The 26,601-nt window shown below is 63.4% G+C and carries 27 protein-coding genes; 12 read left to right on the top strand and 15 right to left on the bottom strand.

What is annotated here, in order from left to right; all coding sequences use genetic code 11:
• The first annotated feature begins 581 nt into the window (after positions 1 to 581).
• Together BMX43_RS08440 and BMX43_RS08435 are read left to right on the top strand one after the other, a co-directional pair.
• Positions 582 to 1,007 carry a hypothetical protein gene (locus BMX43_RS08440; protein WP_091300094.1) on the top strand — a complete coding sequence of 142 codons (426 nt, stop codon included), beginning with the start codon at positions 582 to 584 and terminating at the stop codon, positions 1,005 to 1,007.
• 568 nt (positions 1,008 to 1,575) lie between these two features.
• The gene (locus tag BMX43_RS08435) at positions 1,576 to 1,902 is read left to right on the top strand and encodes an arsenate reductase family protein (RefSeq protein WP_091300091.1); all 327 of its coding nucleotides are present in this window, start codon (positions 1,576 to 1,578) and stop codon (positions 1,900 to 1,902) included.
• Between the two features lie 42 nt (positions 1,903 to 1,944).
• Here BMX43_RS08435 and BMX43_RS08430 read toward each other — a convergent pair whose 3' ends face one another.
• Together BMX43_RS08430 and thrS are read right to left on the bottom strand one after the other, a co-directional pair.
• A complete protein-coding gene (locus BMX43_RS08430) occupies positions 1,945 to 2,151 on the bottom strand; it encodes a cold-shock protein (RefSeq protein WP_091300087.1) in 207 nt (68 codons plus the stop codon).
• Positions 2,152 to 2,371: 220 nt separating this feature from the next.
• A complete protein-coding gene (gene thrS, locus BMX43_RS08425) occupies positions 2,372 to 4,324 on the bottom strand; it encodes a threonine--tRNA ligase (RefSeq protein WP_091300084.1) in 1,953 nt (650 codons plus the stop codon).
• A gap of 160 nt (positions 4,325 to 4,484) precedes the next feature.
• On the opposite strand from thrS, the gene BMX43_RS08420 reads away from it, so the two are divergent.
• The 3 genes from BMX43_RS08420 to BMX43_RS08410 all read left to right on the top strand — a co-directional run bounded on the left by BMX43_RS08420 (position 4,485) and on the right by BMX43_RS08410 (position 6,864).
• The gene (locus BMX43_RS08420) at positions 4,485 to 5,153 is read left to right on the top strand and encodes a DNA-3-methyladenine glycosylase I (RefSeq protein WP_091300236.1); all 669 of its coding nucleotides are present in this window, start codon (positions 4,485 to 4,487) and stop codon (positions 5,151 to 5,153) included.
• A gap of 45 nt (positions 5,154 to 5,198) precedes the next feature.
• Entirely contained in the window at positions 5,199 to 5,945 is a 747-nt protein-coding gene (locus BMX43_RS08415) for an alpha/beta hydrolase (protein WP_091300080.1), read from the top strand.
• A 217-nt stretch (positions 5,946 to 6,162) separates the two neighbouring features.
• Positions 6,163 to 6,864, top strand: coding sequence for an alpha/beta fold hydrolase (locus BMX43_RS08410; RefSeq protein ID WP_091300077.1), 702 nt, complete (start codon positions 6,163 to 6,165; stop codon positions 6,862 to 6,864).
• On the opposite strand, the gene phaZ is transcribed toward BMX43_RS08410, so the two are convergent.
• Entirely contained in the window at positions 6,856 to 8,193 is a 1,338-nt protein-coding gene (phaZ, locus tag BMX43_RS08405) for a polyhydroxyalkanoate depolymerase (RefSeq protein ID WP_091300073.1), read from the bottom strand. The genes BMX43_RS08410 and phaZ overlap by 9 nt on opposite strands.
• A 111-nt stretch (positions 8,194 to 8,304) precedes the next feature.
• Between phaZ and phaC the strand changes: the two genes are divergently transcribed.
• From phaC to BMX43_RS08385, 4 genes are all read left to right on the top strand, one after another.
• Entirely contained in the window at positions 8,305 to 10,098 is a 1,794-nt protein-coding gene (phaC, locus tag BMX43_RS08400; protein ID WP_091300071.1) for a class I poly(R)-hydroxyalkanoic acid synthase, read from the top strand.
• 156 nt (positions 10,099 to 10,254) lie between these two features.
• Positions 10,255 to 10,716 (top strand): Phasin, encoded by a 462-nt coding sequence (locus BMX43_RS08395; RefSeq protein WP_091300067.1) that lies wholly within the window; start codon positions 10,255 to 10,257, stop codon positions 10,714 to 10,716.
• A gap of 152 nt (positions 10,717 to 10,868) precedes the next feature.
• The gene (gene phaR, locus BMX43_RS08390; RefSeq protein WP_091300064.1) at positions 10,869 to 11,426 is read left to right on the top strand and encodes a polyhydroxyalkanoate synthesis repressor PhaR; all 558 of its coding nucleotides are present in this window, start codon (positions 10,869 to 10,871) and stop codon (positions 11,424 to 11,426) included.
• 27 nt (positions 11,427 to 11,453) lie between these two features.
• Entirely contained in the window at positions 11,454 to 12,416 is a 963-nt protein-coding gene (locus BMX43_RS08385; RefSeq protein WP_091300061.1) for a LysR family transcriptional regulator, read from the top strand.
• On the opposite strand, the gene BMX43_RS08380 is transcribed toward BMX43_RS08385, so the two are convergent.
• The 11 genes from BMX43_RS08380 to BMX43_RS08330 form a co-directional block, all read right to left on the bottom strand.
• A complete protein-coding gene (locus tag BMX43_RS08380) occupies positions 12,398 to 13,600 on the bottom strand; it encodes a DegT/DnrJ/EryC1/StrS family aminotransferase (protein ID WP_091300057.1) in 1,203 nt (400 codons plus the stop codon). The genes BMX43_RS08385 and BMX43_RS08380 overlap by 19 nt on opposite strands.
• A 105-nt stretch (positions 13,601 to 13,705) precedes the next feature.
• Positions 13,706 to 15,007, bottom strand: a complete 1,302-nt coding sequence (locus tag BMX43_RS08375; protein ID WP_091300054.1) for an NAD(P)/FAD-dependent oxidoreductase — start codon at positions 15,005 to 15,007, stop codon at positions 13,706 to 13,708.
• Positions 15,008 to 15,014: 7 nt separating this feature from the next.
• On the bottom strand, positions 15,015 to 16,370 hold the full coding sequence (locus BMX43_RS08370) for a glutamine synthetase family protein (protein ID WP_091300051.1): 1,356 nt from the start codon (positions 16,368 to 16,370) through the stop codon (positions 15,015 to 15,017).
• A gap of 31 nt (positions 16,371 to 16,401) precedes the next feature.
• Positions 16,402 to 17,088, bottom strand: coding sequence for a type 1 glutamine amidotransferase (locus tag BMX43_RS08365; RefSeq protein ID WP_091300048.1), 687 nt, complete (start codon positions 17,086 to 17,088; stop codon positions 16,402 to 16,404).
• A 71-nt stretch (positions 17,089 to 17,159) separates the two neighbouring features.
• Positions 17,160 to 18,494, bottom strand: coding sequence for a glutamine synthetase family protein (locus BMX43_RS08360; RefSeq protein WP_091300233.1), 1,335 nt, complete (start codon positions 18,492 to 18,494; stop codon positions 17,160 to 17,162).
• 207 nt (positions 18,495 to 18,701) lie between these two features.
• The gene (locus BMX43_RS08355; RefSeq protein WP_091300045.1) at positions 18,702 to 19,529 is read right to left on the bottom strand and encodes an ABC transporter permease; all 828 of its coding nucleotides are present in this window, start codon (positions 19,527 to 19,529) and stop codon (positions 18,702 to 18,704) included.
• Positions 19,526 to 20,407: an ABC transporter permease gene (locus BMX43_RS08350; RefSeq protein WP_091300042.1), complete on the bottom strand. Its 882-nt coding sequence runs from the start codon at positions 20,405 to 20,407 to the stop codon at positions 19,526 to 19,528. The genes BMX43_RS08355 and BMX43_RS08350 overlap by 4 nt, the downstream gene beginning before the upstream one ends.
• 63 nt (positions 20,408 to 20,470) lie before the next feature.
• Entirely contained in the window at positions 20,471 to 21,193 is a 723-nt protein-coding gene (locus BMX43_RS08345) for a transporter substrate-binding domain-containing protein (protein ID WP_091300039.1), read from the bottom strand.
• A 31-nt stretch (positions 21,194 to 21,224) separates the two neighbouring features.
• A complete protein-coding gene (locus tag BMX43_RS08340; RefSeq protein ID WP_091300036.1) occupies positions 21,225 to 22,025 on the bottom strand; it encodes an ABC transporter ATP-binding protein in 801 nt (266 codons plus the stop codon).
• 138 nt (positions 22,026 to 22,163) lie between these two features.
• Positions 22,164 to 22,931, bottom strand: a complete 768-nt coding sequence (locus BMX43_RS08335; RefSeq protein WP_091300034.1) for a phosphate/phosphite/phosphonate ABC transporter substrate-binding protein — start codon at positions 22,929 to 22,931, stop codon at positions 22,164 to 22,166.
• Positions 22,928 to 23,368, bottom strand: coding sequence for a tellurite resistance TerB family protein (locus BMX43_RS08330; protein ID WP_091300031.1), 441 nt, complete (start codon positions 23,366 to 23,368; stop codon positions 22,928 to 22,930). Before BMX43_RS08330 ends, BMX43_RS08335 begins: the two co-directional genes overlap by 4 nt.
• A gap of 242 nt (positions 23,369 to 23,610) precedes the next feature.
• On the opposite strand from BMX43_RS08330, the gene BMX43_RS08325 reads away from it, so the two are divergent.
• Entirely contained in the window at positions 23,611 to 24,048 is a 438-nt protein-coding gene (locus BMX43_RS08325) for a CBS domain-containing protein (protein WP_091300028.1), read from the top strand.
• A 13-nt stretch (positions 24,049 to 24,061) separates the two neighbouring features.
• Here the strand turns inward: BMX43_RS08325 and BMX43_RS08320 are convergent, their stop codons facing one another.
• Complete coding sequence (locus BMX43_RS08320) at positions 24,062 to 24,526, bottom strand: BrnA antitoxin family protein (RefSeq protein WP_091300025.1); 465 nt, start codon at positions 24,524 to 24,526, stop codon at positions 24,062 to 24,064.
• A gap of 149 nt (positions 24,527 to 24,675) precedes the next feature.
• On the opposite strand from BMX43_RS08320, the gene rlmJ reads away from it, so the two are divergent.
• Positions 24,676 to 25,452, top strand: a complete 777-nt coding sequence (rlmJ, locus tag BMX43_RS08315) for a 23S rRNA (adenine(2030)-N(6))-methyltransferase RlmJ (RefSeq protein WP_091300021.1) — start codon at positions 24,676 to 24,678, stop codon at positions 25,450 to 25,452.
• 3 nt (positions 25,453 to 25,455) lie between these two features.
• Complete coding sequence (locus BMX43_RS08310; protein ID WP_091300018.1) at positions 25,456 to 26,367, top strand: PhzF family phenazine biosynthesis protein; 912 nt, start codon at positions 25,456 to 25,458, stop codon at positions 26,365 to 26,367.
• The last annotated feature ends 234 nt before the right edge of the window (positions 26,368 to 26,601 follow it).

Genomic DNA, 26,601 nt, shown 5'->3' with positions numbered 1-26,601 from the left:
CATGCCAAGGCAGGGAAGCATCCGAGATTCTGATGATTTTTCCGGCTTCTAGTCATCAGATGGATGCAGAAAGTGCCCAAGGAGGCGCGAGCGCGTTCGGTGCGGCACGCGCTGGTGAACGTGGGTGTTTCGACGCCTGTTGCGTTGGCGATCAAGCTATCCAGCTATCCAGCGCGTCGTTCAAGACGTTCTGATGCGCAGGTGCCTGAGCTGGAGGTGTGAGCGGGGGGCGTGTCGATGCGCTGTCCGGGGTGCTGGAGCGGGCAGCGCGCGGTACATCGTGGAAAACACATGTGTTCAAGGAGGCGAGAACGTGGTCCGTTATGTTGCACTCAGCTACTCGCCGGAAAACTCTTTCGACCGATGCCGTGCCGCCATTATCTCATGCTTGCGTGACTGCCACCCTGCCCGATCGCCGTAGCGACCTGGGGAGCATAATGTCAGGGCGTCATACCGCTCGTCCTCTTGCATGGTTGCCGCCAGAGTTCTGCTTGGGTACTCTGCTGCTGGATTGCCCAGACCTGAAGCAATTGCGGTTAGGGGAATTAGTCTCAAGTAAGAGAAAAACTAGGAGATTCTGGATGAAGACCGCAGCCACCGTTGCCCTATTCACTTTAGCGCTGGGATTGTCCGCCTGTTCGAGCGGACCCACGCCTCTGGTGGCCACGAAGCCTGCCAGCGACATTCTTCCCGCTGGCAAATACTACAGCACGAAGAAATCAAAAGATGGGGCGTTGCACATCCTTCGTGATTTCTCGATGACCGGAGTTGCTTGCAAAACCATCATTTCCCTCAACAATCAGCCTGTCGCCAAGTTGGGCGCGAGCGAAAACGTAACGCTGTACGTGTCGGCGGGGGAGGTCTTTATCGGAGCACAGAGCGGCTGCATTCGGAGTGAGGCCACCCAGCAACTCGTTCAGGTTGAAGCCGGCAAGGACTATTTCTTCAGGACGGGCTTCACCGATGTAAGCACATCCCTGCACCTCTACAGATCCTCTCCGTTCTGACTATTTTGCGATGCCCTGCACTTTTGATAGTATCTGGAATTTGTCCCGCCTGCCTCATCTCATCAGGAACTGCGCTGTTCGGCGCGACTGTTCTGTTGCCTAATGCTATGAGTGAGGGGCCTTGGCTTCGCGGCCTGCATCCACGCATTGGCCCGCGCCCCGGCTCTGGTCATTGCTGCGCGCGGTGAAAAGGCCCAGGCCTGATTGGCGGGGGGTGGCATTTAGGTTTACAGTCTGGCCGTAACCTATTGATTCTGATGATGCGCGATCTTGCGCCGTTTACCGATTTTCCCGCGCAAAATCAGCGATGATGACACGCCTCATAATCGCAGGGTCGGGGGTTCGAGTCCCCCCCTCGCCACCACCGAACCCCCCTGAGTAATCGGCGCGTTTGGTCCAGCCCGGAAGCTGGATTTCCGGTTGCGCCAGTGTCATGCCCTCCGCGACTCACCCCTCTGCGGCACCGCGTTAACGCGGGCGCTTGGCCTTGTGGCGCGATCCGCGTATGCACAGGGGGTGTACGGGGGGTGTACACCTGCGGCACGCCTGTCACCGAAAGGGCTTTACGATGATCCTCTATGGAATTTCCACCTGCGACACCTGCAAGAAGGCACTGAAAGCCATTGAAAATGCAGGTAAATCCGTCACCTTCCGCGATGTGCGCAAAGATCCCTTGTCCGAGGACGAGATCGCCCGGCTGGTCCATGAATTCGGCGACCGGATCATCAACAAAACCTCAACCACCTATCGCGGCTTCAGCGACTTCCTGAAGATGTCGGAACCCGAAGCGCAGATTGCCGCACAACCCGCCGTGATGAAACGCCCGGTGATCGAGGACGAGGGCCGCTTCTCCCTCGGGTGGGACGATACCGTCCAAGCCGCTGTTCTGAAATGAAAACGGCCCCCGAAGGGGCCGTCTCTGGCGGGAATGGCCCGCTTACAGCAAGCGCAGATCCGAGGCCGAGGCGCGACCGTCGCGGCCCGACTGCAGCTCGTATCCGATTTTCTGGTTGTCGTTCAGGCCCTTGAGCCCGGCACGCTCCACGGCCGAGATATGGACGAACACGTCCTTGCCGCCATCATCCGGCGCAATGAACCCGAAACCTTTGGTGGCATTGAACCATTTCACGGTGCCAGTCGGCATTCCGTCACTCCTTCATCAGACATCCCTGGGCGATATTGCCGCGGGCCGTGCAGCCAGGTCTTCGAATATTCCGGCTGCCTGGTGTCAGGAGGCGGTCGAGAGTCTGTTGTCACAGGGGAAATCATGCCATGCCCAAAGCAAAAAGCAAGCAGTTTGGTTGAGCAACAAAACGTCGCTCAACCATCTGAAACCATGAAGGATTTCTGCATCCTGCCCGTTTTCAGGGCATCATTGCCGCGGCGGAAAGCTCGGAAAGGATGGCCTCCAGCGTGGCAGTTTCGGTGCGGTTTTCGCCCAGACGGCGCACCGAAACCGTGCGTTCCTCGACCTCTTTCATGCCGATGGCCAGGATCACCGGCACCTTGCCGACCGAATGTTCACGCACCTTGTAGTTGATCTTCTCGTTGCGCGTATCCGCTTCGGCCCGCACGCCGACCTTCTTCAGCGCCGCCACCACTTCGCGCACATACTCATCCGCATCCGACACGATGGAGGCCACAACCACCTGCCGCGGCGCCAGCCAGAACGGCAGTTTGCCTGCATAGTTCTCGATCAGGATGCCGATGAACCGCTCGAACGACCCCAGAACCGCCCGGTGCAGCATGACGGGGCGGTGTTTGGCGCCATCTTCGCCCACATATTCGGCATCCAGACGCACCGGCAGGTTGAAATCGGCCTGGAAGGTGCCGCATTGCCATTCACGCCCGATGGCGTCGGTCAGCTTGAAATCCAGCTTGGGGCCATAGAAGGCGCCGTCGCCCTCGTTGATTTCATAGGGCAGGCCCAGGCTTTCGATCGCCTTTTGCAGCGCGTTTTCCGCCTTGTCCCACACCTCGTCAGACCCCACGCGCACATCGGGGCGGGTGGACAGCTTGATGTCGAACTTCTCGAATCCCAGGTCCTTGTAAACGCTGGACAACAGCCCGATGAAGCCTGCGCATTCCGCCTCGATCTGGTCCTCGGTGCAGAAGATATGCGCGTCGTCCTGCACAAAGCCGCGCACCCGCATCAACCCGTGCATCGACCCCGAGCTTTCATAGCGGTGGCACGAGCCGAACTCGGCCAGACGCAGCGGCAGGTCGCGGTAGCTTTTCAGCCCCTGATTATACACCTGCACATGGCAGGGGCAGTTCATCGGTTTCAGCGCGTTGATCCGCTTTTCCTTCGCGCCGTCCTCGTCCACCTCGACGATGAACATGTTCTCGCGGTAGGCTTCCCAGTGGCCCGATTTTTCCCACAGCACGCGGTCAACCACCTGCGGCGTCTTGATTTCCTTGTAATCCTGTTCGCGCAGGCGCTTGCGCATATAGTCTTCCAGCGCGCGGTAGATGGTCCAGCCGTTGGGGTGCCAGAACACCATGCCCGGCGCCTCTTCCTGCAGGTGGAACAGGTCCATCTCGCGGCCCAGCTTGCGGTGGTCGCGCTTCGCCGCTTCCTCCAGCATGGTCAGATGTGCCTTCAGGTCGTCACGGTTCTTGAAGGCCACGCCGTAAATGCGCTGCAACATCGGCCGCGTCGCATCGCCCAGCCAATAGGCCCCGGCCACATGGGTCAGCTTGAACGCGTCGGCGGGCACCTGCCCGGTGTGCTGCAGATGCGGGCCCCGGCACAGATCCTGCCAGTTGCCATGCCAGTACATGCGGATGTCCTCGCCTTCGGGAATCCGGTCCAGAAGTTCGAGTTTGAAAGGCTCATGGCGCCCACGGTAGTATTCCACCGCCCGTGTGCGGTCCCAAAGTTCGGTTTTGACAGGCTCGCGCGCGTTGATGATCTGCTTCATCCGCGCCTCGATCTGGCCCAGATCCTCGGGCGTGAACGGCTCTGCCCGGTCAAAATCGTAGAACCAGCCGTAATCACGCACCGGGCCGATGGTCACTTTCACATCCGGCCAGATTTCCTGCACCGCCCGCGCCATGATATGCGCAAGGTCATGGCGGATCAGCTCCAGCGCCTGCGCGTCATCCTGCATCGTGTGAATGGCGATGGTTGCATCGCCAGAGATCGGCCATTGCAGATCCCAGTGCTTGCCGTTCACCGTGGCGGAAATCGCCTTCTTGCCAAGGCTGGTGGAAATGGCGGCGGCCACTTCACCGGCGGTCACGCCCGCGGCGAAATCGCGTTTGTTGCCATCGGGAAAGGTCAGGCAAATGGAGGGGGGGGAAATCTGGCTCATGCCAAGCTCCTCGTCAGTTTGGCGCCCACGGAACGCCCGGTTGCGGGTTATGTTCCCGCGCTTTTGCGTCGGGATCTGCGGCGCGTCAAGCGTTGCGGTGGGGTTCTTGCCGGAAGATGCCGGTTCTGCCACGCTGCGGCGGCGGGCAAGGGGGGTGGTGATGCGGTCATTCGCGGAAATTCTGGCCATCGCGGCCGAACGCAAGGGCGGGGTGGACAAGGTTCTGGCGGCAACGCAGGCGCCGCTCGGCCCCGAGGCGCTGGCCGCCATTCCGGCGGATCGCTGGCTGGCGCAAATGGCGCGCGGGATCTTTCAGGCGGGCATCAGCTGGACCGTGGTCGAGGCCAAATGGCCGGGGATCGAAGCCGCGTTTGACGGTTTCGACATCGGGCGCGTCTCAATGATGGATGATGACCGTTTCGAGGCGCTGCTGGCCGACACGCGCGTCATCCGCAGCGGCCCGAAGATCGCCGCGATCCGCGACAATGCCGCCTTCATCCGCCGGGTGGAGGAACAGGAGGGCGGCTTTGCCCGCAAGGTGGCGGATTGGCCGGCGGAGGATTTTCTCGGTCTGGTGGATTGGCTGGTGAAGAACGGCAGTCGGCTGGGTGGCAATACCGGCCCCTATATGCTGCGGCAGATGGGCAAGGAAAGCTATTTGCTGTCGCAAGATGTGGTGGCGCGTCTGGTGGCCGAAGGCGTGATCGACGCGCCGCCGACCGCACGCAAGGCCAGGGCGGCGGTGCAGGCGGCCTTCGATCAATGGCGTGCCGAAAGTGGGCAGAGCTTCAATGTGATCAGCCGGGTTCTGGCGCAGAGCATCGGTTGAGCCGTGCCGCCCCTGTCTGCTAAGACCGGGCAAAAGGAGACGCCCATGCCCGATTTTCTGACCACCCCGCAAAACCGCCGCATCGCCTATCATCGCACCGAAGGGCAGGGGCCGGGCGTGGTGTTTCTGGGCGGCTTCAAATCCGACATGACCGGCACCAAGGCGGTGCATCTGCAGGCCTGGGCCGAGGCGACGGGCCGTGCCTTCCTGCGCTTCGATTATTCGGGGCATGGCCAGTCATCTGGGGACTTTCTCGATGGCTGCATCGGTGATTGGGCGGCGGACGCCATGGCGGCGATTGCGGGGCTGACCACCGGGCCGCAGATCCTTGTCGGCTCGTCGATGGGGGGCTGGATGGCGCTGCTGGTGGCCAGGGCGATGCCGGATCGGGTGGCGGGCCTCGTGGGCATCGCCGCCGCGCCGGATTTCACCGAAGACCTGATGTGGGCCGGTTTCACCGAGGCCGAGCGGGCGGCGGTGATGGCGGGGCGGTTGGAGCAGCCATCTGAATACGCCGACGAGCCCTACATCATCACCCGCAAGCTGATTGAGGAGGGGCGGCAGAACCTCGTGCTGCGCGACCCGCTGCCGCTGCCCTTCCCGGTGCGGCTGTTGCAGGGCACGGCGGATGTGGATGTGCCACCCGCGGTCGCGCTGCGGCTGCTGGACCATGCGCAAAGCCCGGATCTGCGGCTGACGCTGGTCAAGGGGGCGGACCACCGCTTTTCTACCCCCGCATGTCTGGACCTGATCACCCATGCGACGGCAGAGCTGATCGGGCTTGCACAATAGCAACATCTGCCCGGCTATGGCCGTGCAGGCTTAACTGAAGATCAAGCCGTTGTGTGGCGATCTTGATGTAAATCCCGACACCACGCTTCAATTTCAAACATTCGCCCCTTTGCACCCCCTGCCACACCCCCTGCGCTCTGGCCCGCCCTCCAGCGCCGGGATAGACTGCCCGTAACAAACCGGGCCGGAGCAACCGGCCCGGGCACAAGGGGCAGCCATGACCGAGCCGGTTCTTCTTATTCCCGGATTGCTGTGCGATGCGCGGGTGTTCCTGCACCAGATCCTGCATCTGTCGCAGCACCGCCCGGTCATGCTGCTGCAACCGACGGGCGCCACGGTTGAGGAGATGTCGCTTCGCCTGCTGCCCCAGCTTCCGCCGCGGTTTGCGCTGATCGGGCAGGGGCTGGGCGGCGATGTGGCGCTGGACATCCTGCGCCGGGTGATGGACCGGGTGACACGGATCGCGCTGCTCTCCACCGATCCGCTGACCGAGGCGCCGCAGGTTGCCGCCGCGCGCGAGGCGCGCATGGTGGCCGCACGGGCCGGGTGGCTGTTTCAGGCGGTGGCAGAAGACTATCCCGCCGCCGACATGGGCGCGCGCCGGGCCGAAGTGCAGGCGCTGCTGCACGATATGGCGGATCATCTGGGCGAGGGCGTCTATCTGCGCCAGTCACGCGCGATGCAGCGCCGCCCGGATCAGCAAAAGACCATGCGCCGCGCCAATGTGCCCGCGTTGATCCTGGGCGGCACGCAAGACAGCCTTGTCAGCCGCAGGCGGCACGAGTTTGTGGCCGGTCTGATGCCCTTTGCCGAATTGCAGATGCTGGAGGGGGCAGGGCACCTGCTCTCGGTCGAACAACCCGAGGCGGTGACGGCCGCGCTGGAACGCTTCCTGCGCGGCCCGATGCTGTTACGCTGAGGCAGAGCCCTGGCTGGTTGCCAGCTTGATCGTTGGCGATTTCGCCGCAGGCGCCGGTTGCGCGGGAGCGGCAGATGCGGGCGCTGCCGAAACGGGTGCGGCAGAGTTCGCGTCGATGAAGTTCAGCACCAGCGGGCGGATGTTCAGGCGCCAGCTTTTGCCGGCAAAGATGCCATAATGGCCGGCGCCGTCTTCCAGATGGCTGGCTTTCTTGCTGTCAGGCAGGTTGGTCAGCAGCTTCAGCGCGGCAAGGCACTGGCCCGGCGCCGAAATATCATCGTTCGAGCCTTCGACGATCTTCACCGCAATATCGGTGATGGCGCCGAAATCGACCTTCTTGCCCGCCACCACAAAGTCATTGCGCGCAATTTCGCGGTTCTTGAAGATGCGCTCGACGGTGGACAGGTAGAATTCGGCGGTCATGTCCATCACGGCCAGATATTCGTCATAGAAGCGGTTATGGGCGTCGTGATCCGACGCCTCGCCCCGCGCCACGCGCATGATCTGATCGTTGAACGCCTTGGCATGGCGTTCGCCATTCATCGAGATGAAGCTTTGCAGTTGCAGCAGACCTGGATAGACCAGCCGCCCCGCACCCTTGTATTTGAAGCCGACACGCTGGATCGCCCATTGTTCCAACTGGCCCATGGTGACGCGGCGCCCGAAATCGGTGACCTCGGTCGCGGCGGCGTCCGGGTCCACCGGCCCGCCCATCAGCGTCAGCGACCGGGGCTGCGCGGCCGGATCTTCGGCAGCCAGATAGGCGGCGGCGGCCAGTGTCAGCGGCACCGGCTGGCACACCGCGATCACATGGGTATCCGGCCCCAGATGGCGCATGAACTCCACGAGGTAGAGCGTGTAATCCTCGACATCGAACTTGCCCGCCGACACCGGAATGTCACGGGCATTGTGCCAGTCTGTCACATAAACATCGGCATCGGGCAGCAAGCTGGACACGGTCGGGCGCAGCAATGTGGCGTAATGCCCCGACATGGGGGTGACCAGCATGATCTTGCGCTTCATCGGCGCGCGGCGACGCACCGAGAAGTGGATCAGATCGCCGAACGGGCGTTCGACCACCGGCTTCACATCCACCAGATGGTCCTGCCCGTCATCCCCGGCGATGGAGCGGATGCCCCAGTCCGGCTTGGCAACCATGCGGCCGAACGTGCGTTCCGTCACTTCGCCCCAGGCGGCGGTCAGGTTGACCAGCGGGCTCATCGACATCGAAAAGGCAGGGTAGGACGCCAGCGCCCGCGCGGTCGCCCCCAACCACTCATTTGTGTTGCGGGCAGTTTCCATCAGGTCATAAGTGGCCATATACTTCATAGCATCTCCTTGCCCGCCGGACACCGTGACTCTGTCTCGCAAGCCCGGACCGGCACCGGAGGAGGAGACGCAATGCTGCACTTGCAAGAACTGTAGGGGGGAAACATAAATATGACAACTGGGACCAAGGATGCAGATGCGCGACTGGACCGACTGAACGCAAATCTGGCCAAGGTCGAGGAGTTGTCGAAGCGCCTCACCGCAGCGCTAACACAGCGCAAGTCTGCCGATCCGGCGCTGAATGGGCCGTCGCAGGATGTCTATTTGAAGGCTGCAGCCGCTTATGTGGCCGAAATGATGCAGAACCCCTCTAAAATTCTGGAACACCAGATCGGCTACTGGGGAAAGAGCCTGAAACACTATGTCGAGGCCCAGCAGACACTCGTCAAGGGCGAGTTCAAGGCCCCGCCAGACCCTGGCCCCGCCGACAAGCGATTCGCCAACCCGCTGTGGGACACCCATCCGTTCTTCAACTATCTCAAGCAGCAATATCAGTTCAACGCCGAGGCGGTGGGCAATGCCGTCTCGGGGCTGGAGCGGCTGGAGGCGGCAGACCGCAAGCGGGTCGAGTACTTCTCGAAACAGATCATCGACATGTTCTCACCCACCAATTTTCTGGGCACCAACCCCGAGGCGCTGGAACGCGCGGTGGCCACCGATGGCGAAAGTCTGGTGAAGGGGCTGGAAAACCTCGTCCGCGATATCGAGGCCAATAACGGCGATCTGCAGGTGACGCTGGCTGACAAGGAGGCGTTCCGCGTCGGCACCAACATCGCCACCACGCCCGGCGCCGTGGTCTATCGCAACCGGATGCTGGAGCTGATCCAGTATACCCCCACCACGCCCACCGTGCATCAGACGCCGCTGCTGATCTTCCCGCCGTGGATCAACAAGTTCTACATCCTCGATCTGAAGCCGCAGAACAGCCTGATCAAATGGATCGTCGATCAGGGCTTTACCCTGTTCGTGGTCAGCTGGGTCAACCCCGATGCCAGCTATCGCGACGTGGGAATGGATGACTATGTCCGCGAAGGCTACATGCAGGCCATGGCCGAGGTGCGCCGCATCACCGGCGAAAAGCAGATCAACGCGGTCGGCTATTGCATCGCGGGCACCACGCTGAACCTGACGCTGGCCTATCTGGAAAAGGCGGGGGACAAATCGGTCAAATCCGCGACCTTCTTCACCACGCTCACCGATTTCAGCGATCAGGGCGAGGTGGGGGTGTTCCTCAACGACGATTTCGTGGACGGGATCGAACGGCAGGTGGCGGTGGACGGGGTGCTGGACAAGACCTTCATGTCGCGCACCTTCAGCTTCCTGCGCTCAAACGAGCTGATCTATCAGCCCGCGATCAAAAGCTACATGCTGGGCGAGGCGCCGCCTGCCTTCGATCTGCTCTATTGGAACGGTGACGGCACCAACCTTCCGGCGCGTATGGCGGTGGAGTATCTGCGCGGCTTGTGTCAGGCCGACCAGTTCGCGCGCGACGGCTTTCCGGTGCTGGGGCACAAGGTCAGCCTGTCGGATGTAAAGCTGCCGATCTGCGCCATCGCCTGCGAAACCGACCACATCGCGGCGTGGAAGGGCAGCTTTACCGGCGTGCGGCAGATGGGCTCCAAGGACAAGACCTTCATCCTGTCGGAAAGCGGCCATATCGCCGGGATCGTCAATCCGCCCAGCAAGAACAAATACGGCCATTACACGAATGACGCCCCGATGACGACGCCGGACGACTGGCTGGCCGGGGCCACGTTCCACAACGGAAGCTGGTGGCCGCGCTGGGGCGAATGGCTGAAAGCGCGCTCTGGCAAGCAGGTTCCGGCCCGCGTTCCGGGTGATTCGACGAACCCGGTGCTGGCGCCCGCGCCCGGCACTTATGTCACGGCTGTGCCAAGCGCCTGACTCGGCTCAGGTTTTCCGCGGCGCAGCAGGATCGCCTTCAGGTTTTGCTGCGTCGCAGAAATTTCACTTGATTTGCTGCACTGCAGCATTTATATAATGGTCATAGGAAACGGGCTGAATGAACGCACCAGAGCCTGGACATTAGGAGCATATACCATGACCAAGACCCCTGACTTCGCCAAAGCAATGCAAGACATGATGGCCGCTTTCCCGGTTGACGCTGCTGCGTTCCAGAACGCGTTCAAGACCCAGGCCGCGATGGGCGAGAAGCTCTCGAAAGTGGCTCTGGAAGCCGCCGAGAAATCGACCGAAATCTCGTCCAAATGGGCGAAAGACACCATCGCCAAGCTGGGCGAAACCGCCAAAGCCAAGACCGATGCGTCGGAATACACCAAGTCGCTGACCGACTTCGCGTCGGCTGCTGCTGAAATGGCTGCCGAAAACATGGCCGCCTTCGCGGAAATCGCGAAAAAAGTGCAGATGGAAACCGTCGAGCTGATGCTCGCCGCTGGCAAGGACGCTTCGGAAGAAGCGCAGGCCGTGGTGAAGAAAGCCGCTGCCGAAGTGACCAGCGTCGCCAAGAAAGCCGCTGCCACCGCCGCGACCGCTGCGAAGTGACCGGAACGAAACGCGGCTGATCCTATCCTCCTCCCTGGGATCGGAAGCGTTGGGGCGGGCCTTCGGGTCCGCCCTTTCTTTTTGCTTTCCTTTTGTTACGCGCCTGCCCTAAGCTTCTCTGCAAGCGCAAAGAACCTGAGGAGGGCGCCGCCATGGCCAGTGCCGACAAGCCGCTGCTGATCAAACGTTACGCAAGCCGCCGTCTCTACAACACCGAGACGAGCGACTATGTGACGCTGGAAGACATCGCAGGCTTCATCCGCGCCGGGCGCGAGGTGCAGATCGTCGATCTGAAATCGGGCGATGATCTGACCCGCCAATATCTGCTGCAGATCGTGGCCGAACATGAAAGCAAGGGCGAAAACGTCCTGCCGATCAATGTGCTGACCGATCTGGTGCGCAGCTACACCACCGGCATCCATTCGGTCGTGCCGCAGTTCCTGGCCGCCTCGTTTGAAATGCTGCGCGACGGGCAATCCAAGCTTCTGGAAAACATGACAAATTTCCCGAACCCGATGGCGACCATGCCGGGGTTCGAGGCGATGCGCAAACAGCAGGAAGCCTTCATGAAAACCATGATGGGTGGTCTGCCCACCACTTGGGGCAGCACCGGGCCGGAGCGGGAAGAGGGCAGCGCCGGGGCGCAAGGCGAGTTGGACCAGATCAAGAAGCAATTGGCCGATCTGCAATCCAAACTGTCAAAACTCTGATCTGACACGCGGCACGAGGGCGGAAGGATGACCGAGGCCGCGGGCCGTGTGACGCTTTGGGGGATCGAGATTTTTCTCGCCACGGTCGAGGAAGGCTCGATTTCCGCTGCGGCGCGGCGACTGCGGGCCAGTGTCTCGGCGGTCAGCCAGCAGATTTCGGGTCTGGAATCCGCGCTGGGGGCCGCGCTGCTGGATCGTGCCACCCGCCCTTTGCGCGTCACGCCCGCCGGGGCGATGTTCCTGCGCCATGCCCGCACCATCCTGCACGCCGCCGAAGAAGCACGGGCCGATCTGGCGCTGGCCGATCTGTCGGGCCTGACCACGTTGCGGCTGGGCGTGATCGAGGATCTGGATGCCGATGTGACCCCCGCGCTTCTGGAAATGCTGGCCCAGGATCTGCGCACCTGCCGCTTTCTGCTGGAAACCGGGGCCAGCCACCGGCTGCGCGATCAGTTGGAAAGCCGGGCGCTGGATATGGTGGTGGCCGCAGATCTGGGCGCCGCGCAGCCCCCGGAAACCGGGCTTGAAATCCATCCGCTGCTGGCCGAGCCGTTTCTGGCCATCCTGCCCCCCGGCAGCCCGACGGACGAGGCGGCTTTGCGCGCCCTGCCGTTGATCCGCTATTCCGCCCGTCACCACATGGGGCGCCAGATCGCCGCGCATCTGGCCGGGCAGAATCTGGCGCTGTCCACCCGGTTTGAACTCGACAGCTATCACGCCATCCTCGCCATGGTCGCGGGCGGGCAGGGGTGGACGATCCTGCCGCCGCTGGCTTTGCACCACGCCGCGCGCTTCCGCACGGCTGTTGCCGTGGCGCCCTTGCCCTTCGGCACGCTGGAACGCTCGATCACCCTCAGCGCGCGGGCGGGGGCGCTGCAATCCATGCCCGAACAGATCGCCGCGCGGTTGCGCGGCTTGTTGCAGGCGCAGGTGGTCGGCCCGGCCTGCGCCCGCTGGCCATGGTTGCAGGGTCAGTTGCGGGTGCTGTGACCCTTCACCGCCGCCGCCGCCGAAACCAGCGCGTCAGCGATGAAATCCAGCTCGGGCTGCGTCAGCCGTGTCGGCAGGCGCACGTCGCAGGCGCGCATCAGCATCGCCCGGGTCTGCGGCAAGTCGGGCGCCTCGCCCAGAAACTGCCAGTTCCAGAAGGCGCGCGCATTGTCCTCGCTCAACCCGAAGACCTGCACCGACACGCCGCGCAGCTTGGCTTCGGCCTGAAAGGCGCGGGCCTCGGCGTCGGTTTCAAAACCCACCAGATTGAACTGGATCGAATCCGGCGCGCGCTCTTCGGGCGCCAAGGGGGCTGGCACATCCAGCCACGGGCTTTGGTTCAGCGCCGCAGCAACATGATCGTGGTTGAACCGCCCCTGATCCACGCGCCGCGCCAGCTCCGGCAGTTGCGGGCGGATCACTGCCGCCGACAGGTTCTGCATCCGCATGTTGTAAAGCGGCAGGCGGTTCTGCCAGTACATATAGCTGTTCTGCAGGCCCGGATGCTTCTTCCAGTTATGCTCATAGGCGCCCGACATGATGACGGCGCGGGCCGCCAGTTCCGGGTCGTCGGTGATCAGGATACCGCCTTCGCCCGCATTGATCATCTTGTAGGACTGGAAGCTGAAACAGCCCACCTTGCCGATCGTGCCGATATTGCGCCCGTGCCATTTGGTGCCAAGGCTATGCGCCGCATCCTCGACCACCGGCAGGCCCGCCGCATCAGCCAGCGCCATGATCGCATCCATATCCGAGGTGTGGCCGCGCATATGGCTGATGAGCACGGCCGCGGCGCCCGGCAGTTTGGCGGCGAAATCCGCCATATCCACCCGGTAATTCGCCCCGACCTCCACCAGAACCGGCTCGCAATCGGCATGAACCACCGCCGAAGGCACGGCAGCAAAGGTAAAGGCCGGAATCAGCACCTTCGCCCCGCGCGGCAGATCCAGCGCCTTCAGCGTCAGGAACAGCGCGGCAGAACAGGAGCTGACGGCCAGCGCATAGCGCGCGCCCAGCAGTTCGGCAAACTCCGCTTCCAGCAGGGCAACCGGGGCGCCTTCGGGGGCGGTGTAGCGGAACAGGTCGCCCGAGGCGAGCAGCCGGTCGATCTCGGCCCGTGCGGCTTCGGGGATCGGTTCGGCGTCATAGACATTCGGGGGCGTGATCGGTCCGTCGGCGGCCATCTGCGGATTTCCTGAAAACAAGGTTCAGGAAAGCTGTAAGCTGCCGCTGCCCGCTTTTCCAGCAACAAGTTGATGACATTGCGTCGCGCCGGGGCTTTTCGCCGATCACACCCCCAGCCGGTCGCGCAGCGAAAACCACGTCATCGCCAGCACCAGCAGCGGCCAGCGCAGCGCCACCCCGCCGGGGAACCGCGGCTGGGGCAGGGCGGCCATCAGATCGAACCGCTCCGCTTGCCCGCGCAGCGCCTCGGCCATTAGCTTGCCCGCCAGCGTCGCCATCGCCACCCCATGGCCGGAATAGCCCGAGGCCGACAGCACATTGGGCGCCACGCGGGTAAAGCAGGGCAGCCGGTTCATCGTGATCGCCAGCGTGCCGCCCCAGGCATAATCAATCCGCACATCGCGCAACTGCGGATAGACCTCCAGCATCGGCTTGCGCACAGTCTTCACAATGTCGGGGAAGCGCCAGCCATAGCTTTCGCCCCCGCCGAACAGCAGCCGGTTATCCTCCGACAGCCGCCAGTAATTCACCACGAATTTCGTATCGGCCACCGCCACCGGCTTGGCCAGAACCTCTGCCGCACGCTCGCCCAGCGGTTCGGTGGCCACGATGAAATTGTTGATCGGCATCACCTTGGCCGCCACCGCCGGTTCCAGCCCGCCCAGATAGCCGTTGCAGGCCAGGATCACCTGATCCGCCACCACATGGCCCTGCGCGCAATGCACCACGGGCTTTGCCCCCGGCGCGATCCGTTCCACCACGCTGGCCTCATGGATCACCACACCCGCCCGCGCGGCCGCCTGCGCCAGCCCCAGCGCGAAGTTCAACGGATGCACATGGCCGGCACCCCAGTCGATCTCGCCGCCCTTGTAGGCATCAGACCCGATCAGCGCGCGGATGCCTGCGCGGTCCAGCGGCTCCAGCTGGTCATAACCATAATCGCGGCGCAGCTTTTCGGCATAGGCATGGGTGTCGCGCACCTCGCGGTCATGCCAGCAGGCATGGGCCACGCCGGGATGCCATGTCACCGGCATGGCATGATCGGCAATCAGCCCGCGCACCAGCGCCTTGGCCTCTTCCGCCAGCGCCCAATAGCGATGGGCATTGTCGCGCCCGGCGATCTTCTCCATCTCCACCTGATCCAGCCGCTGGCCAGACCCGACCTGCCCGCCATTGCGCCCCGAGGCGCCAAAGCCCACGCGATGCGCCTCCAGCAGCACGACGCGCCGCCCGGCCTGCGCCAGATGCAGCGCGGCAGACAGGCCGGTATAGCCGCCGCCCACGATGCACACATCCGCCCGCACCGCGCCCGCCAGCGCGGGGAAGGGGGCAAGATCGCTGCGGGTGGCCGCATAGTAGCTGGCGGGGTATTCCCCCGCCCGGTCATTGGCAAACAGCAGGTTCATGCGCGCCTCAGACGTTCAGCAGCAGGTGTTCGCGTTCCCACGGGCTGATGACTTGCAGGAACTCCTTGTATTCGTTCCGTTTCACCGAGTCATAGACCTTGATGAAATCCTCGCCCATCACCGCGCACAGCGCCTTGTCCTCCTCCAGCAGGTCCAGCGCATCGCCCATGTTGGTGGGGATGTCGTCGCTGTCGATATAGGCGTTGGATTTGAACTCGGGCCGGGGTTGCTTCTGCTCCATCAGGCCCAGATAGCCGCAGGCCAGCGTGGCGGCGATGCCCAGATAGGGGTTGCAATCCATCCCCGGCAGCCGGTTTTCCACCCGCCGCGCGGCGGGCGAGGAAATCGGCACGCGCAGCCCGGTGGTGCGGTTGTCGCGCCCCCATTCCAGATTGATCGGCGCCGCGAAATCCGGGACATAGCGGCGATAGCTGTTGACATAAGGCGCCAGCAGCGCAATCGCGCCGGTCAGATGGTTCTGCATCCCGGCGATGAAATGCAGGAAGGCCTCGGTTTCCGCGCCCTTCTTGTCGGCGAAGATGTTCTTGCCGGTGCGGCTGTCCACCACCGACGTATGGATGTGCATGGCAGAACCCGGTTCGCCCGCAATCGGTTTCGCCATGAAGGTGGCAAAGCAATCATGCCGCAGCGCCGCCTCGCGGATCAGCCGCTTGAAGAAGAACACATCGTCGGCCAGCCGGATCGGATCGCCATGCGCCAGATTAAGCTCGATCTGCCCGGCGCCGCCTTCCTGCAGGATGCCGTCGATTTCCAGCCCCTGCGCTTCGGCGAAATCATAGATGTCGTCGATCACCTTGCCATATTCATCGACCGCCGACAGGCTGTAGGCCTGTTTCCCGGCGGCGCGGCGGCCTGATCGGCCCATGGGCGGGATCACCGGCTGGTTCGGGTCGATATTGCGGGCGGTCAGGAAGAATTCCATTTCCGGCGCCACGACCGGCGTCCAGCCCTGCTCGGCATAAAGCTGCAACACCCGGCGCAGCACGTTGCGCGGGGCATAGGGCACCAGATTGCCCTGCTGGTCCTTCGCATCATGGATCACCTGCAAGGTCACATCCGCCGTCCACGGCGCGGCTGTGGCCGTGGTGAAATCCGGCTCCAGGATCATGTCGGGTTCGGTGAAACTGTCGAAGGGGCTGTCGGCCCATTCGCCGGTGATGGTTTGCAGGAAGATCGAGTTGGGCAGGAAGTAATTGGTCTGATGCGCGAATTTCGCGGCAGGCATCGCCTTGCCCCGCGCCACACCGGCAATGTCGCCGATCACGCATTCCACCTCATCGACGCGACGGTTGGCAATATAATTCCGGGCTGCCTCGGGCAGCTTGTTTGTCCAATCGGACATGGGTCACACTCTTGGTTTTGGCCTGCTGGCCTCAGTTTGCCCCGCGCGGGGCCTTGAAGAAAGCGGCAATGCGCTCTGCAATGGTCTGATCGTGAATTTCGCTGCCCAGACGGGCGCCCGCCTCGGCCATCAGCGCGTCGGGCACCACCCCTTTGCCGCGCGTCTTCATCAGCCCGTCCACGAAGTCATCCTTGAACTCGGGATGGGCCTGCACGGTAAAGGCGCGGTCGCCGTAAACCAGCGCCGCATTCTGGCAGAAATCGCTGCAGGCAGCGACCTCGGCCATGGCCGGTTTTTCCACCACCTGATCCTGATGCCAGGCGTTCAGCCGCAACCGCTCGCCGCCGAAATCATATTCGGTGGGGCCGACCGACCAGCCGCCCGGAAACTTCTCCACCTTGCCGCCCAAAGCCTGCGCGATGATCTGGTGGCCGAAACAGATGCCGACCATCGGCACCTGCGCGTCATAGGCGGCGCGGATGAACGCCTCCAGCGGCTTGATGAACGGATGATCCTCATAGGCGCCAAAGCGCGAGCCGGTGATCAGCCAGCCATCACATTCCGCCACATCCGCCGGAAACTCCATGTCCAGCACGCGGTAGGTGCGGAACTCCAGCCCCTGATCGGCCAGCAGACGTTGAAACATGTCGGGGTAATCGCCCGATTGCTCCGCCAGAATGTCAGGCGCTTGGCCGGTTTGCAGGATGCCGATCAGCATGGGAGGTCCGATATTTATGCAGGTCAGATGTAGGATGCCGCCCCCCCGCATCGCAAGGGGGCAGCGCGGGGTCACACGGTGTCAAGATACAGCTCGACCCGCTCTTCCGGCGACAGTTCCGCGATGTAATGCAGCTCCTGCCGCTTGGTCAGCACCAGATTGCGGATCAGCTCTTTCGGCAGGAAGCGATACAGCACGTCGCTATGTTCAAACGCGTCAATCGCGGCTTCCCAGTTCGGCGGGATCTGCGGCAGGTCCATCGCATAGGCATTGCCGGTGATCGGCGCCGGCGGTTCCTGCGCGTCCTCGATCCCGGTCAGCGCGGCGCCCAGAATTGCGGCCAGCATCAGATAGGGGTTCACGTCGCCCCCCGCCACGCGATGTTCGATCCGCCGCGCCGCCGGGTTGCCCGCCGGAATGCGGATCGCCGCCGTGCGGTTCTCGTAACCCCAGGCAATGGCCGTGGGCGCGTGCTTGTCCGGCACCAGCCGTTCATAGCTGTTCTGGTGCGGCGCGAAGATCAGCGTGCTGTCGTGCATCGCGTTCAGGCAGCCCGCCACCGCATGGCGCAGCGCCGCCGAGCCTTTCGGCCCGCCGCTGTCAAAGATGTTGTCGCCCTTCTCGTCCAGCACCGAAAAATGCGTATGCAGACCCGAGCCGGAATATTCCGGGTAGGGTTTCGCCATGAAACTGGCAGCAAAGCCATGGCGCCGCGCCAGACCCTTCACCAGCATCTTGAACAACCAGGCATCATCGGCGGCGCGCAACGCGTCGTCGCTGTGCATCAGGTTCACCTCGAACTGCCCCAACCCGGTTTCCGAGGTGGAGGTGTCGGCCGGGATGTCCATCGCCTCGCAGGCGTCATAAAGATCGGTGAAGAATGTATCGAACGCATCCAGCGCCCGGATCGACAGCGTTTCCGCCGCCTTGCGCCGCTTGCCAGACCGGGGCGAGGCGGGCACCTGCATGGTCTTGCCCGAATCGTCGATCAGAAAGAACTCCAGCTCCACCGCGCAGACCGGGGTCAGGCCCCGCGCCTTGTAGCGATCAACCACGGCGCGCAGCGCATGGCGCGGGTCGCCCTCGTAAGGCGTGCCGTTTTCGCGGAACATCCAGATCGGCAGCAGCGCCGTCGGCGCCTCCAGCCAGGGCATCGGCATGAAGCCGCGTTCGGTGGGCTTCAGCACGCCATCGGCGTCGCCCTGTTCGAACACCAGCGGGCTGTCGTCGATATCCTCGCCCCAGATGTCAAGGTTCAGCACCGAAAAGGGAAAGCGCGTGCCGCTTTTCACCACATTTTCGGCAAAGCGGGCCGGGATGCGCTTGCCGCGCGCCTGCCCGTTGAGGTCTGCCGCCGCCACGCGGATCGTGCGCACCTCGGGGTGTTTTCTCAGCCAGTCCTTCATCGTCATCGTTGTTGTCAGAACCGGGGCACGGGTCACACCACGCCCAGCCGGGCCAGATGCCCGAACGGCGGGGGGTGAGGACCATGCCCTTGGTCCCTTCTCCCTTGTCTTGATCTTCACCACCCGCACCTGCCCATCGGGGCAGGGGATGCCGCAGTCTTGCGCGGTCCGGGCGACGGCCCGGGGAATTTGATCAAATATAGGCTACTACCGGATCAACTGCGGACGCAAGCGAATTTTGCTGCGCGTGTTGCTCGGCAGGTGCCGATTCAGCCTGCGGTTCACGAATCCGAACAGCCCGATGAGCGAGAAGGTCAGCAGGATGAAATAGAAGGCGACGATCGGATAGGGCACGAAGGGGTTGAAGGTCTTGTCGGCAAAGTAGTTCGCGTAATACAGCGCGTCGCCCCTTTGCTGAAAGGCCGGGAAGCCCGAAAAGAACACCAGCGTCGTGGCATGGAACAGGAAGATCGCCTCGTTGGTATAGGCGGGCCAGGCCAGCCGTAGCATGGTCGGCCACTGGATGCGCCGGAACTTCGACCATCCGTGAATCCCGTAAGCCTCCGCCGCCTCCAGATCGCCCTTCGGCACCGACATCAGCGCGCCATAGAAGATTTCGGCGGCATAGGCGGCGGTGTTCAGGAACAGCACGATCAACGCCCCGGCCCAGGCCGAGGTCAACCAGGTGGTGGCGATATGCAGGCCGAACAGGTCGATCCCGCCACGCGGCAACATCACCAGCGCCGAATAGGCCAGAAAGAACTGGATGAACAACGGCGAGCCGCGGAACACGAAGATGAACCATTCCGCCGGTTTGCGCAGCCAGGGGTTGCCCGAGGCCTTGGCCATGGCCAGCGCGTTCGACAAAAAGAACCCGAACAGCAGCGCCAGCGCGCCGAAATACAGGTTCCAGATCAGCCCCGATCCGATCAGGGTGAATTGCTGGCACAGGGTGAAATCGGTGCGCGGCAGCAGCTTTTCGCCATAGCCAAGGCTGCGGAAGGCATATTGCCCGATGGTTTCCATGCAGGTCATTGCGCAGCCCTCCGCATCGCTTCGCCGCCAGCGGTGGCCTGGCCGTGGCTCAACCGGGCGGTCAGCCGGGCGAGGATCAATTCGGAAACGCGGGTCATGCACAGGTAAACCACCAGCAGCCCGAGGAAATACCACAGCCGCCAGTCCGGGTGCGGAAAGGCATAGGCCTGCGTCTTGGCGCTGCCCAATTCGCGCGCCCAATAGACAATATCCTTCACCCCCAGCAGGAACAGCAGCGGCGTGGCCTTGATCAGGATCATCCACAGGTTCGACAGGCCGGGCAGGGCATAGGTCCACATCTGCGGCACAAGGATGCGGCGGAACACCTGCCGGTGCGACATGCCATAGGCCTCGGCCGTTTCCAGTTGCGCGCGCGGCACTGCGCCCATCGCACCATACAGCACATTGGCGGCAAAGGCGCCGAACACGATGGCAAAGGTGAACACCGCCAGCGTGAAGCCATAGATCTGGTGCCAGATCTGCGCCGAACTGCCCGATGGCACCTTGGCCTCGGGGCAGACCCTGAATTCCAGCCCTTGCCGGATCGGCTCCGACCAGTCGGGGCAGACAACCTGATGCTTCATCCACTCGATCCCCTGATCCAGCGCGATGACGAAGAACAGGAAGAACACGATGTCCGGCACGCCGCGCACCATCGCGGTATAAACCTTGCCCAGCAGCCGCAGCGGCAGAAACTGGCTGCGCGCGGCCATGGCGCCGGCAAAGCCGAAGGCCATCGCGGCGGGGGCAGTGACCACCAGCAGGGTCAGCACTGTGAGGAAAGACCAATAGAAATCAATGTGCTTGCCTGAGGTCAGGTAGCATAGCAGCCAAGATAGGCCCTCAAGGGTCTTTGGGTCGGCGCAGGAGCTGAACATGGGGTCATCCGGACGCAAAAGCCCCTGCCACAATATCTGCGGCAGGGGCGGAGGCAGATTGGATCAGAACTTCTTGGCCGCAGCGCCGAAGTGCTTTTCGATCAGCGGGTTCAGCACGCCTTCGGCTTTCATCGCCTTGATCGCGGCGTTGAACTTCTCGCGCAGCTCGTCATCGCTTTCGCGGAAGGCCAGACCCACACCGCCGCCCAGCGGGATGTCGGGGCCGACGAAGCTCAGCTCGCCATTCGATTCCGCCACATAGGGGGCAAGGAAGTCCTTGTCGGCGAACACGGCCACAGCCTCGCCATTGCGCACGGCGGCCACGGTTTCATCCGGCGTCGGGAATTCCAGCAGCGTGGCCCCCGATTCCGCCACATAGCCCGCCTGAATCGTGCCGACCTGCGCCGAAACGACGCCGGTCTTCACATCGGCATCGGCGCTCAGCCCGACATAGGCGCTATCCGCCGGCGGCACATAGTTTTCCGAGAAATCGACAACCTTCTCGCGCTCGTCGGTGATGCTCATCCCGGCGATGATCACGTCATAGTTGCCCGATTGCAGGTTCGGAATGATGCTGTCCCAGTCGTTGGTCACCCATTCGCAGGTCAGCCCGGCGCGTTTGCACAGCTCGTCGCCCAACTCGCGCTCGAAGCCCGCGACATTGCCGGCATCGTCGATGAAGTTGAAGGGAGGATAGGCGCCCTCGGTGCCCAGACGGACGGTCTGCGCGGCGGCGATGCCGCCCGACAGGGCGACGAGAGCGGTGGCAAGAAGCAGTTTTTTCATTGTTTTCTCCTGTTGGTCGTTCGTTTTTGGCTCAGCCCATGGTGGCGGAAAGGAACCCGCGCAGACGCTCCGATTGCGGGTTGCCGAACAGTTGATCGGGGGGGCCTTCCTCCTCGATCAGGCCCTTGTGCAGAAAGATCGTGTGGTCCGACACATCGGCGGCCAGCTTCATGTCATGGGTCACGATGATCATGGTGCGCCCCTCGTCGGCCAGCGCCTTGATCACCTTGACCACCTCCTGCTCCAGCTCCGGGTCCAGCGCCGAGGTGGGTTCATCGAACAGCAGCGCGCGCGGCTCCATGCACAGGGCGCGGGCGATGGCGGCGCGTTGCTGCTGCCCCCCCGAAAGCTGCGCGGGCCAGGCGTCGCATTTCTCGACAATGCCCACTTTGGCCAGATATTCGCGCGCCTTGGCCTCCACTTCGGCAGGGTCACGTTTCAGAACGGTCAATGGGGCCTCCATCACGTTCTGCAGGATGGTCATGTGCGACCACAGGTTGAACTGCTGGAACACCATCGACAGATTGGTGCGGATGCGCAGCACCTGTGCCTTGTCGGCGGGATGGCGGTGCAGACCGCTGCCTTTCCAGTGCACGGCCTCACCCTCGAACAGGATGTCGCCTTGCTGGCTGTCCTCCAGCAGGTTGCAACAGCGCAGCAGCGTGGATTTTCCCGAACCGGAGGACCCGATCAGCGAAATCACGTTGCCGCGAGGCGCGACAAGATCGACGCCTTTCAGCACCTCAAGCGGGCCATAGCTCTTGTGCAGGTCGCGGATCTCGATCACCGGCACGTCTTTGGCCGGGGCGGTGGCAGATGTCTGGGCGGTCACGTTTTCTCGCTTGTCGCTGGCCCGGAAGGGCTCCCTCTGGCGGCAAAGTAGGGCGGAAATTCTGGCGCATTGCAACGCCATTTGTGCCGAAACAATCGCCCCTGCCTGCAATTCGGGCACTGACCTTGCGCAAACTGGTCAGTCGATGCGCAAGACGGGCGGGGGCGGTACCGGCAGGGCGTGATAGCTGGCCAGCGGAATCACCACCAGCCCGCGCAATCCCAGCCGCGCACGCGACGCTGGGTCCAGCGCGTCCATCGCCGCGCTGACTGCCCGGCGCAGCGGGTCCGGGTCGCGGCCCTGTGCGGTGATCAGCGGCAGGCCGGGCGTGGGCCGTGTCGCGCCGAACACCCGCAGCGCAGCGGCCAGAGCCGGATCATGCGCGCAGATCAGCCGCCAGGTCATCGCATCCAGCGCTGCCCAATCCGCCCGCCCCTCGGCCACCGCCCGGGCCGAGGCGACATGGCCGCCGGTTTCCAGCGCCGGGGTCAGCGGCAGCCCAAGCCCTTCCATATGCTGCAGCGCCGCGGCCCAGCCCGATTGCGACAGCGCATCGTTGACGGCGAATCGGGTGTGCGCGAAGGCAGCCTCGCCCTGTCGCGGGTCGTCATGGCGGGCGATCAGCAGGCTGCGGTAATGGCCGGGGGGGCAGCCCTCCAGCCCGTAATCCGGCGTGCCGACCAGCGTCACCCGGTCGCGCAGCACGCTGCGCAGCGGCAGGCCGCAGGTCTGTGCCAGCAGCAGATCCGGTGACAGCCAGCCGGGCAGATAGGCGCGTTCGTCGCGGGTCAGCGCTTCGGGGGCGGCGATGCCTTCGGCGCGCAGCCCATCACGGATCAGCGTCCAGAACCGATCGGTATCCGACCGCAGCTCCGGCCTGTCATACATGCCCAGGGCGGCGATCATGCCTCGCGTTCTGCCCTTTGCCGTGCCTCGGCCGATTCGCGGTCGGTCAGGCCCAGCAGATTGGCGATCAGGCGCAACAACTGATCCTCCTCGTCCGCCCGCCCGCCATCGGCCAGAGCCACCGACCACAGTCCCTGCACCAGCGCCGCGCGCTCTTCCAGCGGCACAGCCGCCTTCAGCGCGCGGGTAAAGCGCACGGTGTCCGGCGCCTCGGTCTCCAACTGCTCGGCTTCGGCGCGCATCTGTGCCGCCGCAAAGGGGGATTGCGCATAAAGCCGCGCCAGAACCCGGTCGATCCGTGCCTGTTCGGCGGGGGCATAGATCCCGTCGGCGCGGGCCACGCGCACAAGCAGCGCGCCAAGCGCCAGATGCGCCTCGGGGGCGGGCAGCGGCGCGGAGCCGGGCGACAGAAGGCGGCGGAGCAAGGTATCGAACATGGGCAGAACCTAAGGTGGCATCGCCCGCGCGCCAAGCCCCCACCGTCACTTTGCGGGGGGCGGGGGGATCGAATGGTGATCGGGCGATTAGCGCCGCTGCCGCCCTGTCGCCCGGCGATGCCCCCGTGGCCAGCCGTGCCGTAAGCCTGTGCGCCACTTCCCGCAGTAGGCTGGCCGCCACTGCCGCCAATTGCCTCAGGGATCGGGCGCGCCTAAGCTGTTGCCAGCTATTGGAGGAAGCCATGCATATCCGTTCTGTCCGCGACGTGATCGCCCACCGCCCCTTGCCGGCAATTCCGCTCGGCTCCACCGTGCGGCAGGTCGCGCATGTGCTGGACCAGTTCAACATCGGTGCGCTGGTCGTGCTGGAGGGCACGCGCCTCGCCGGTGTCGTGTCTGAGCGCGACATCATCCGCAAATGCATCGGCCAGGATCGCCATTCCGACACGACGCGGGTGGAACAGATCATGTCGCCCGATCCGAAAACCGTGCAGGCCGAAGACGGGTTGAACGAAGCCCTCGCGCATATGACCGAGGGCCATTTCCGCCATATGCCGGTGATGGAAGGGGGGCGCTGCATCGGCCTGCTGTCGATCCGCGACATCCCGACCGAATATCGCATCATGTACGAGCGGTTTCTCGAATTCCGCAGCACTGTCGGGTATGGCGAGCCGGTCTGATCCGGCGATCTGCTCATGGCAGGGCGTCTGGCAGGGTTGCCTGCCGGGCAGCCATGGCGCGGCGCAGGGCGGCGATCCGTTCGCCGGGGCTTGGCCGGGGGCTGCGGGGCATATCCTGCTCTTCCATCTCGCCCCAGTCCGGACGTGCGCCAGCCGGGCGATAGGTCTCGGCCGTTTCGGCACCGCGCAGCACGCCCGCCAGCCGCGCGTGCATGAAGCTTTCCAGCACCGCATTGATGCGCGGCCCATAGTCGCTGCCCATGGAGCGGAAGAATTTCAGCACTTCGGGGTTCAGCCGCAGTGTCACCCGTTCGCGTTTCGGGTGGGGTGGGGCGGTGGCGATCTCGTGCCACGTTTCGGGGATGCGCCCGCTGCTGTCGATGGCATGGTGCAAATCCCATTCGAGGCGGCGCATCGCCTCCATCATGTAAAACCGATGGGCGCGCTGGCGCGGGGTCTGTTTGGCAGGATCGGGCATGGCAGGCTCCTTTCCCGGCCAGTCTGGCGCGAAAAGGTTAAGCAAAGGTGCCCGAATCGTGCAGGACGGATGCGGCACAGGGGGTGTACCGGGGGTGTACGCCGGTCACCCCCATTGCGAGGGGGGCGCGAAGCGGGTACGGCTGGGGGATGCTGTCCTATCAACACATCTATCACGCCGGAAATCTCGCCGATGTGCAGAAACATGCGTTTCTGTGCCATGTGCTTGATTATCTTGTGCAAAAAGACAAACCGCTCACCTATATCGAAACCCATGCCGGGCGGGGGCTTTATGACCTCGGCAGCGCCGAAGCGCTGAAAACCGGCGAGGCGAGTAGCGGGATTTCCCTTCTGGAACATAAGCTTAGTCCGGGACACCCCTACCGCCACCGTCTGGCTCAGGTGCGGGCGCTGCATGGACCGAACGCCTATCCCGGCTCACCCTTGCTGGCCGCGCTAACGCTACGCCCGCAAGATACACTACATCTGGCAGAACTGCACCCGCAGGAACACCATGCCTTGTATCTGGCCTTGGCGGACTGGGATCCGAAACTGTACAAGAAAGACGGGTTTCAAACCGCCCTCACCCTGACCCCGCCCACCCCGCGACGGGGGATGATGCTGGTCGATCCGTCCTATGAGGTGAAAGAGGATTATGTCACTATTCCCAAACACTTGGCCGCAGTTTCGCGCAAGTGGAACGTGGGAATCATCGTGCTTTGGTATCCGATTCTGACCTCTGGCGCGCATCTGGAAATGCTGGACATTCTGGAAAAAAATCACCCCGACGCGCTGCGCCACGAAGTACGATTCCCCCCGGTGCGCGAGGGTCACCGCATGATCGGCTCTGGCCTGTTCATCATCAACCCGCCTTGGGGAACGGTCGAGGCTGTCGCGGAAATCACGCAGATTTTCAAGGGGTTGTAACAGATGCTCCGCTACCATATCCTTGATGTCTTCACCCGTCGGCCCTATGCGGGCAATCCGCTGGCCGTTGTTCTGGGGGCAGAGGTACTCTCGGCGCGGCAGATGCAGAGGATGGCGCGGGAATTCAACCTTTCGGAAACGATTTTCGTGCAACCTCCGGTCAATCCTGCCCATAGCGCGCGGGTGCGTATCTTTTTTCCGACGGCCGAAATTCCCTTCGCCGGTCACCCGACCATCGGCTGCGCCATTCTTCTGGCCAGCGAGGCATGGCCTTCCGGTGATTTCAGCACCAAACTGGTGCTGGAGGAAGAGGCGGGCCTTGTTCCCGTGACGGTGACCCGTCAGGGCGATGTGATCGAGGCCGAATTCACCGCGCCGGTGCTGCCGAAGGCATCACCCGGCACCACTGCCCCGGATATTTTGGCGCAAGCTATTGATCTGGACGAAAAAGATTTGAATTTTTCCACCCATCGCCCCGGGATATGGCAGGGTGGCCCAGGCTTTCTATATATCCCGGTTGCGGATCTTGATGCGCTGGCCCGGGCCCGTCCGATCGAGCCTTTCTGGTCGGAATTGATGGATCGCGCCGGAGTGGATAGCGCGTATCTCTATACCGCCGGGCAGGATTGTGATTTTCGGGCGCGTATGTTTTCGCCGACGGCAGGCATCCCCGAGGATCCGGCAACGGGTTCGGCCAGTGCGATTCTGGCGGCGCAACTGCGGGCCGCGCGGGTGTTGCGGGTGGGGACGCAGAGCTTTCACCTGCGCCAGGGAGTCGAGATGGGGCGCCCGTCGGACCTGACGCTCAGTGTCGATTACACGGCTGACGGGATTGCCGCCATACGCATCCGCGGCGCTGCCGTACGGGTGGCTGAAGGCTGGATCTCACCACCTTTGGACAGTTCAACGATCTGAAAGGGTTGGGTTTTGTGGGGGGCGTGCCATTCGGCTTTGTCTGGGGACAGGGGGCAATCTGTTGCGGCGGACAGGGCGCTGACCCTGCCATCAGGCTGTGACGGATCGTCCGGGGAGTATCGGCACGGCGGCAGCGATGCGGATCAACAGGGTTTCAGGCTGTTTGGCGCAAGGCCGATCAATCTGGCCCTCGTCCGTCTTGTGATCCGCCAACGTCTGGCCCGCACAGCCAAC

It is taken from the genome of Gemmobacter aquatilis, assembly GCF_900110025.1.
GTDB lineage: Bacteria > Pseudomonadota > Alphaproteobacteria > Rhodobacterales > Rhodobacteraceae > Gemmobacter > Gemmobacter aquatilis.
Note: the sequence above shows the minus strand (reverse complement) of the source record. Positions and strands in the feature narration are given on the sequence as shown.

Coding starts and splice junctions, on each gene's coding strand:
- rlmJ (WP_091300021.1), top strand. CDS start 24,676: ATGCTGTCCTATCAACACATCTATCACGCCGGAAATCTCGCCGATGTG.
- thrS (WP_091300084.1), bottom strand. CDS start 4,324: ATGAGCCAGATTTCCCCCCCCTCCATTTGCCTGACCTTTCCCGATGGC.
- phaR (WP_091300064.1), top strand. CDS start 10,869: ATGGCCAGTGCCGACAAGCCGCTGCTGATCAAACGTTACGCAAGCCGC.
- BMX43_RS08355 (WP_091300045.1), bottom strand. CDS start 19,529: ATGACCTGCATGGAAACCATCGGGCAATATGCCTTCCGCAGCCTTGGC.
- BMX43_RS08375 (WP_091300054.1), bottom strand. CDS start 15,007: ATGAACCTGCTGTTTGCCAATGACCGGGCGGGGGAATACCCCGCCAGC.
- BMX43_RS08435 (WP_091300091.1), top strand. CDS start 1,576: ATGATCCTCTATGGAATTTCCACCTGCGACACCTGCAAGAAGGCACTG.
- phaZ (WP_091300073.1), bottom strand. CDS start 8,193: ATGAAGTATATGGCCACTTATGACCTGATGGAAACTGCCCGCAACACA.
- BMX43_RS08380 (WP_091300057.1), bottom strand. CDS start 13,600: ATGGCCGCCGACGGACCGATCACGCCCCCGAATGTCTATGACGCCGAA.
- BMX43_RS08330 (WP_091300031.1), bottom strand. CDS start 23,368: ATGTTCGATACCTTGCTCCGCCGCCTTCTGTCGCCCGGCTCCGCGCCG.
- BMX43_RS08335 (WP_091300034.1), bottom strand. CDS start 22,931: ATGATCGCCGCCCTGGGCATGTATGACAGGCCGGAGCTGCGGTCGGAT.
- BMX43_RS08410 (WP_091300077.1), top strand. CDS start 6,163: ATGACCGAGCCGGTTCTTCTTATTCCCGGATTGCTGTGCGATGCGCGG.
- BMX43_RS08420 (WP_091300236.1), top strand. CDS start 4,485: ATGCGGTCATTCGCGGAAATTCTGGCCATCGCGGCCGAACGCAAGGGC.
- BMX43_RS08415 (WP_091300080.1), top strand. CDS start 5,199: ATGCCCGATTTTCTGACCACCCCGCAAAACCGCCGCATCGCCTATCAT.
- BMX43_RS08365 (WP_091300048.1), bottom strand. CDS start 17,088: ATGCTGATCGGCATCCTGCAAACCGGCCAAGCGCCTGACATTCTGGCG.
- BMX43_RS08345 (WP_091300039.1), bottom strand. CDS start 21,193: ATGAAAAAACTGCTTCTTGCCACCGCTCTCGTCGCCCTGTCGGGCGGC.
- BMX43_RS08430 (WP_091300087.1), bottom strand. CDS start 2,151: ATGCCGACTGGCACCGTGAAATGGTTCAATGCCACCAAAGGTTTCGGG.
- BMX43_RS08325 (WP_091300028.1), top strand. CDS start 23,611: ATGCATATCCGTTCTGTCCGCGACGTGATCGCCCACCGCCCCTTGCCG.
- BMX43_RS08395 (WP_091300067.1), top strand. CDS start 10,255: ATGACCAAGACCCCTGACTTCGCCAAAGCAATGCAAGACATGATGGCC.
- BMX43_RS08440 (WP_091300094.1), top strand. CDS start 582: ATGAAGACCGCAGCCACCGTTGCCCTATTCACTTTAGCGCTGGGATTG.
- BMX43_RS08360 (WP_091300233.1), bottom strand. CDS start 18,494: ATGAAGGACTGGCTGAGAAAACACCCCGAGGTGCGCACGATCCGCGTG.
- phaC (WP_091300071.1), top strand. CDS start 8,305: ATGACAACTGGGACCAAGGATGCAGATGCGCGACTGGACCGACTGAAC.
- BMX43_RS08320 (WP_091300025.1), bottom strand. CDS start 24,526: ATGCCCGATCCTGCCAAACAGACCCCGCGCCAGCGCGCCCATCGGTTT.
- BMX43_RS08385 (WP_091300061.1), top strand. CDS start 11,454: ATGACCGAGGCCGCGGGCCGTGTGACGCTTTGGGGGATCGAGATTTTT.
- BMX43_RS08370 (WP_091300051.1), bottom strand. CDS start 16,370: ATGTCCGATTGGACAAACAAGCTGCCCGAGGCAGCCCGGAATTATATT.
- BMX43_RS08310 (WP_091300018.1), top strand. CDS start 25,456: ATGCTCCGCTACCATATCCTTGATGTCTTCACCCGTCGGCCCTATGCG.
- BMX43_RS08350 (WP_091300042.1), bottom strand. CDS start 20,407: ATGTTCAGCTCCTGCGCCGACCCAAAGACCCTTGAGGGCCTATCTTGG.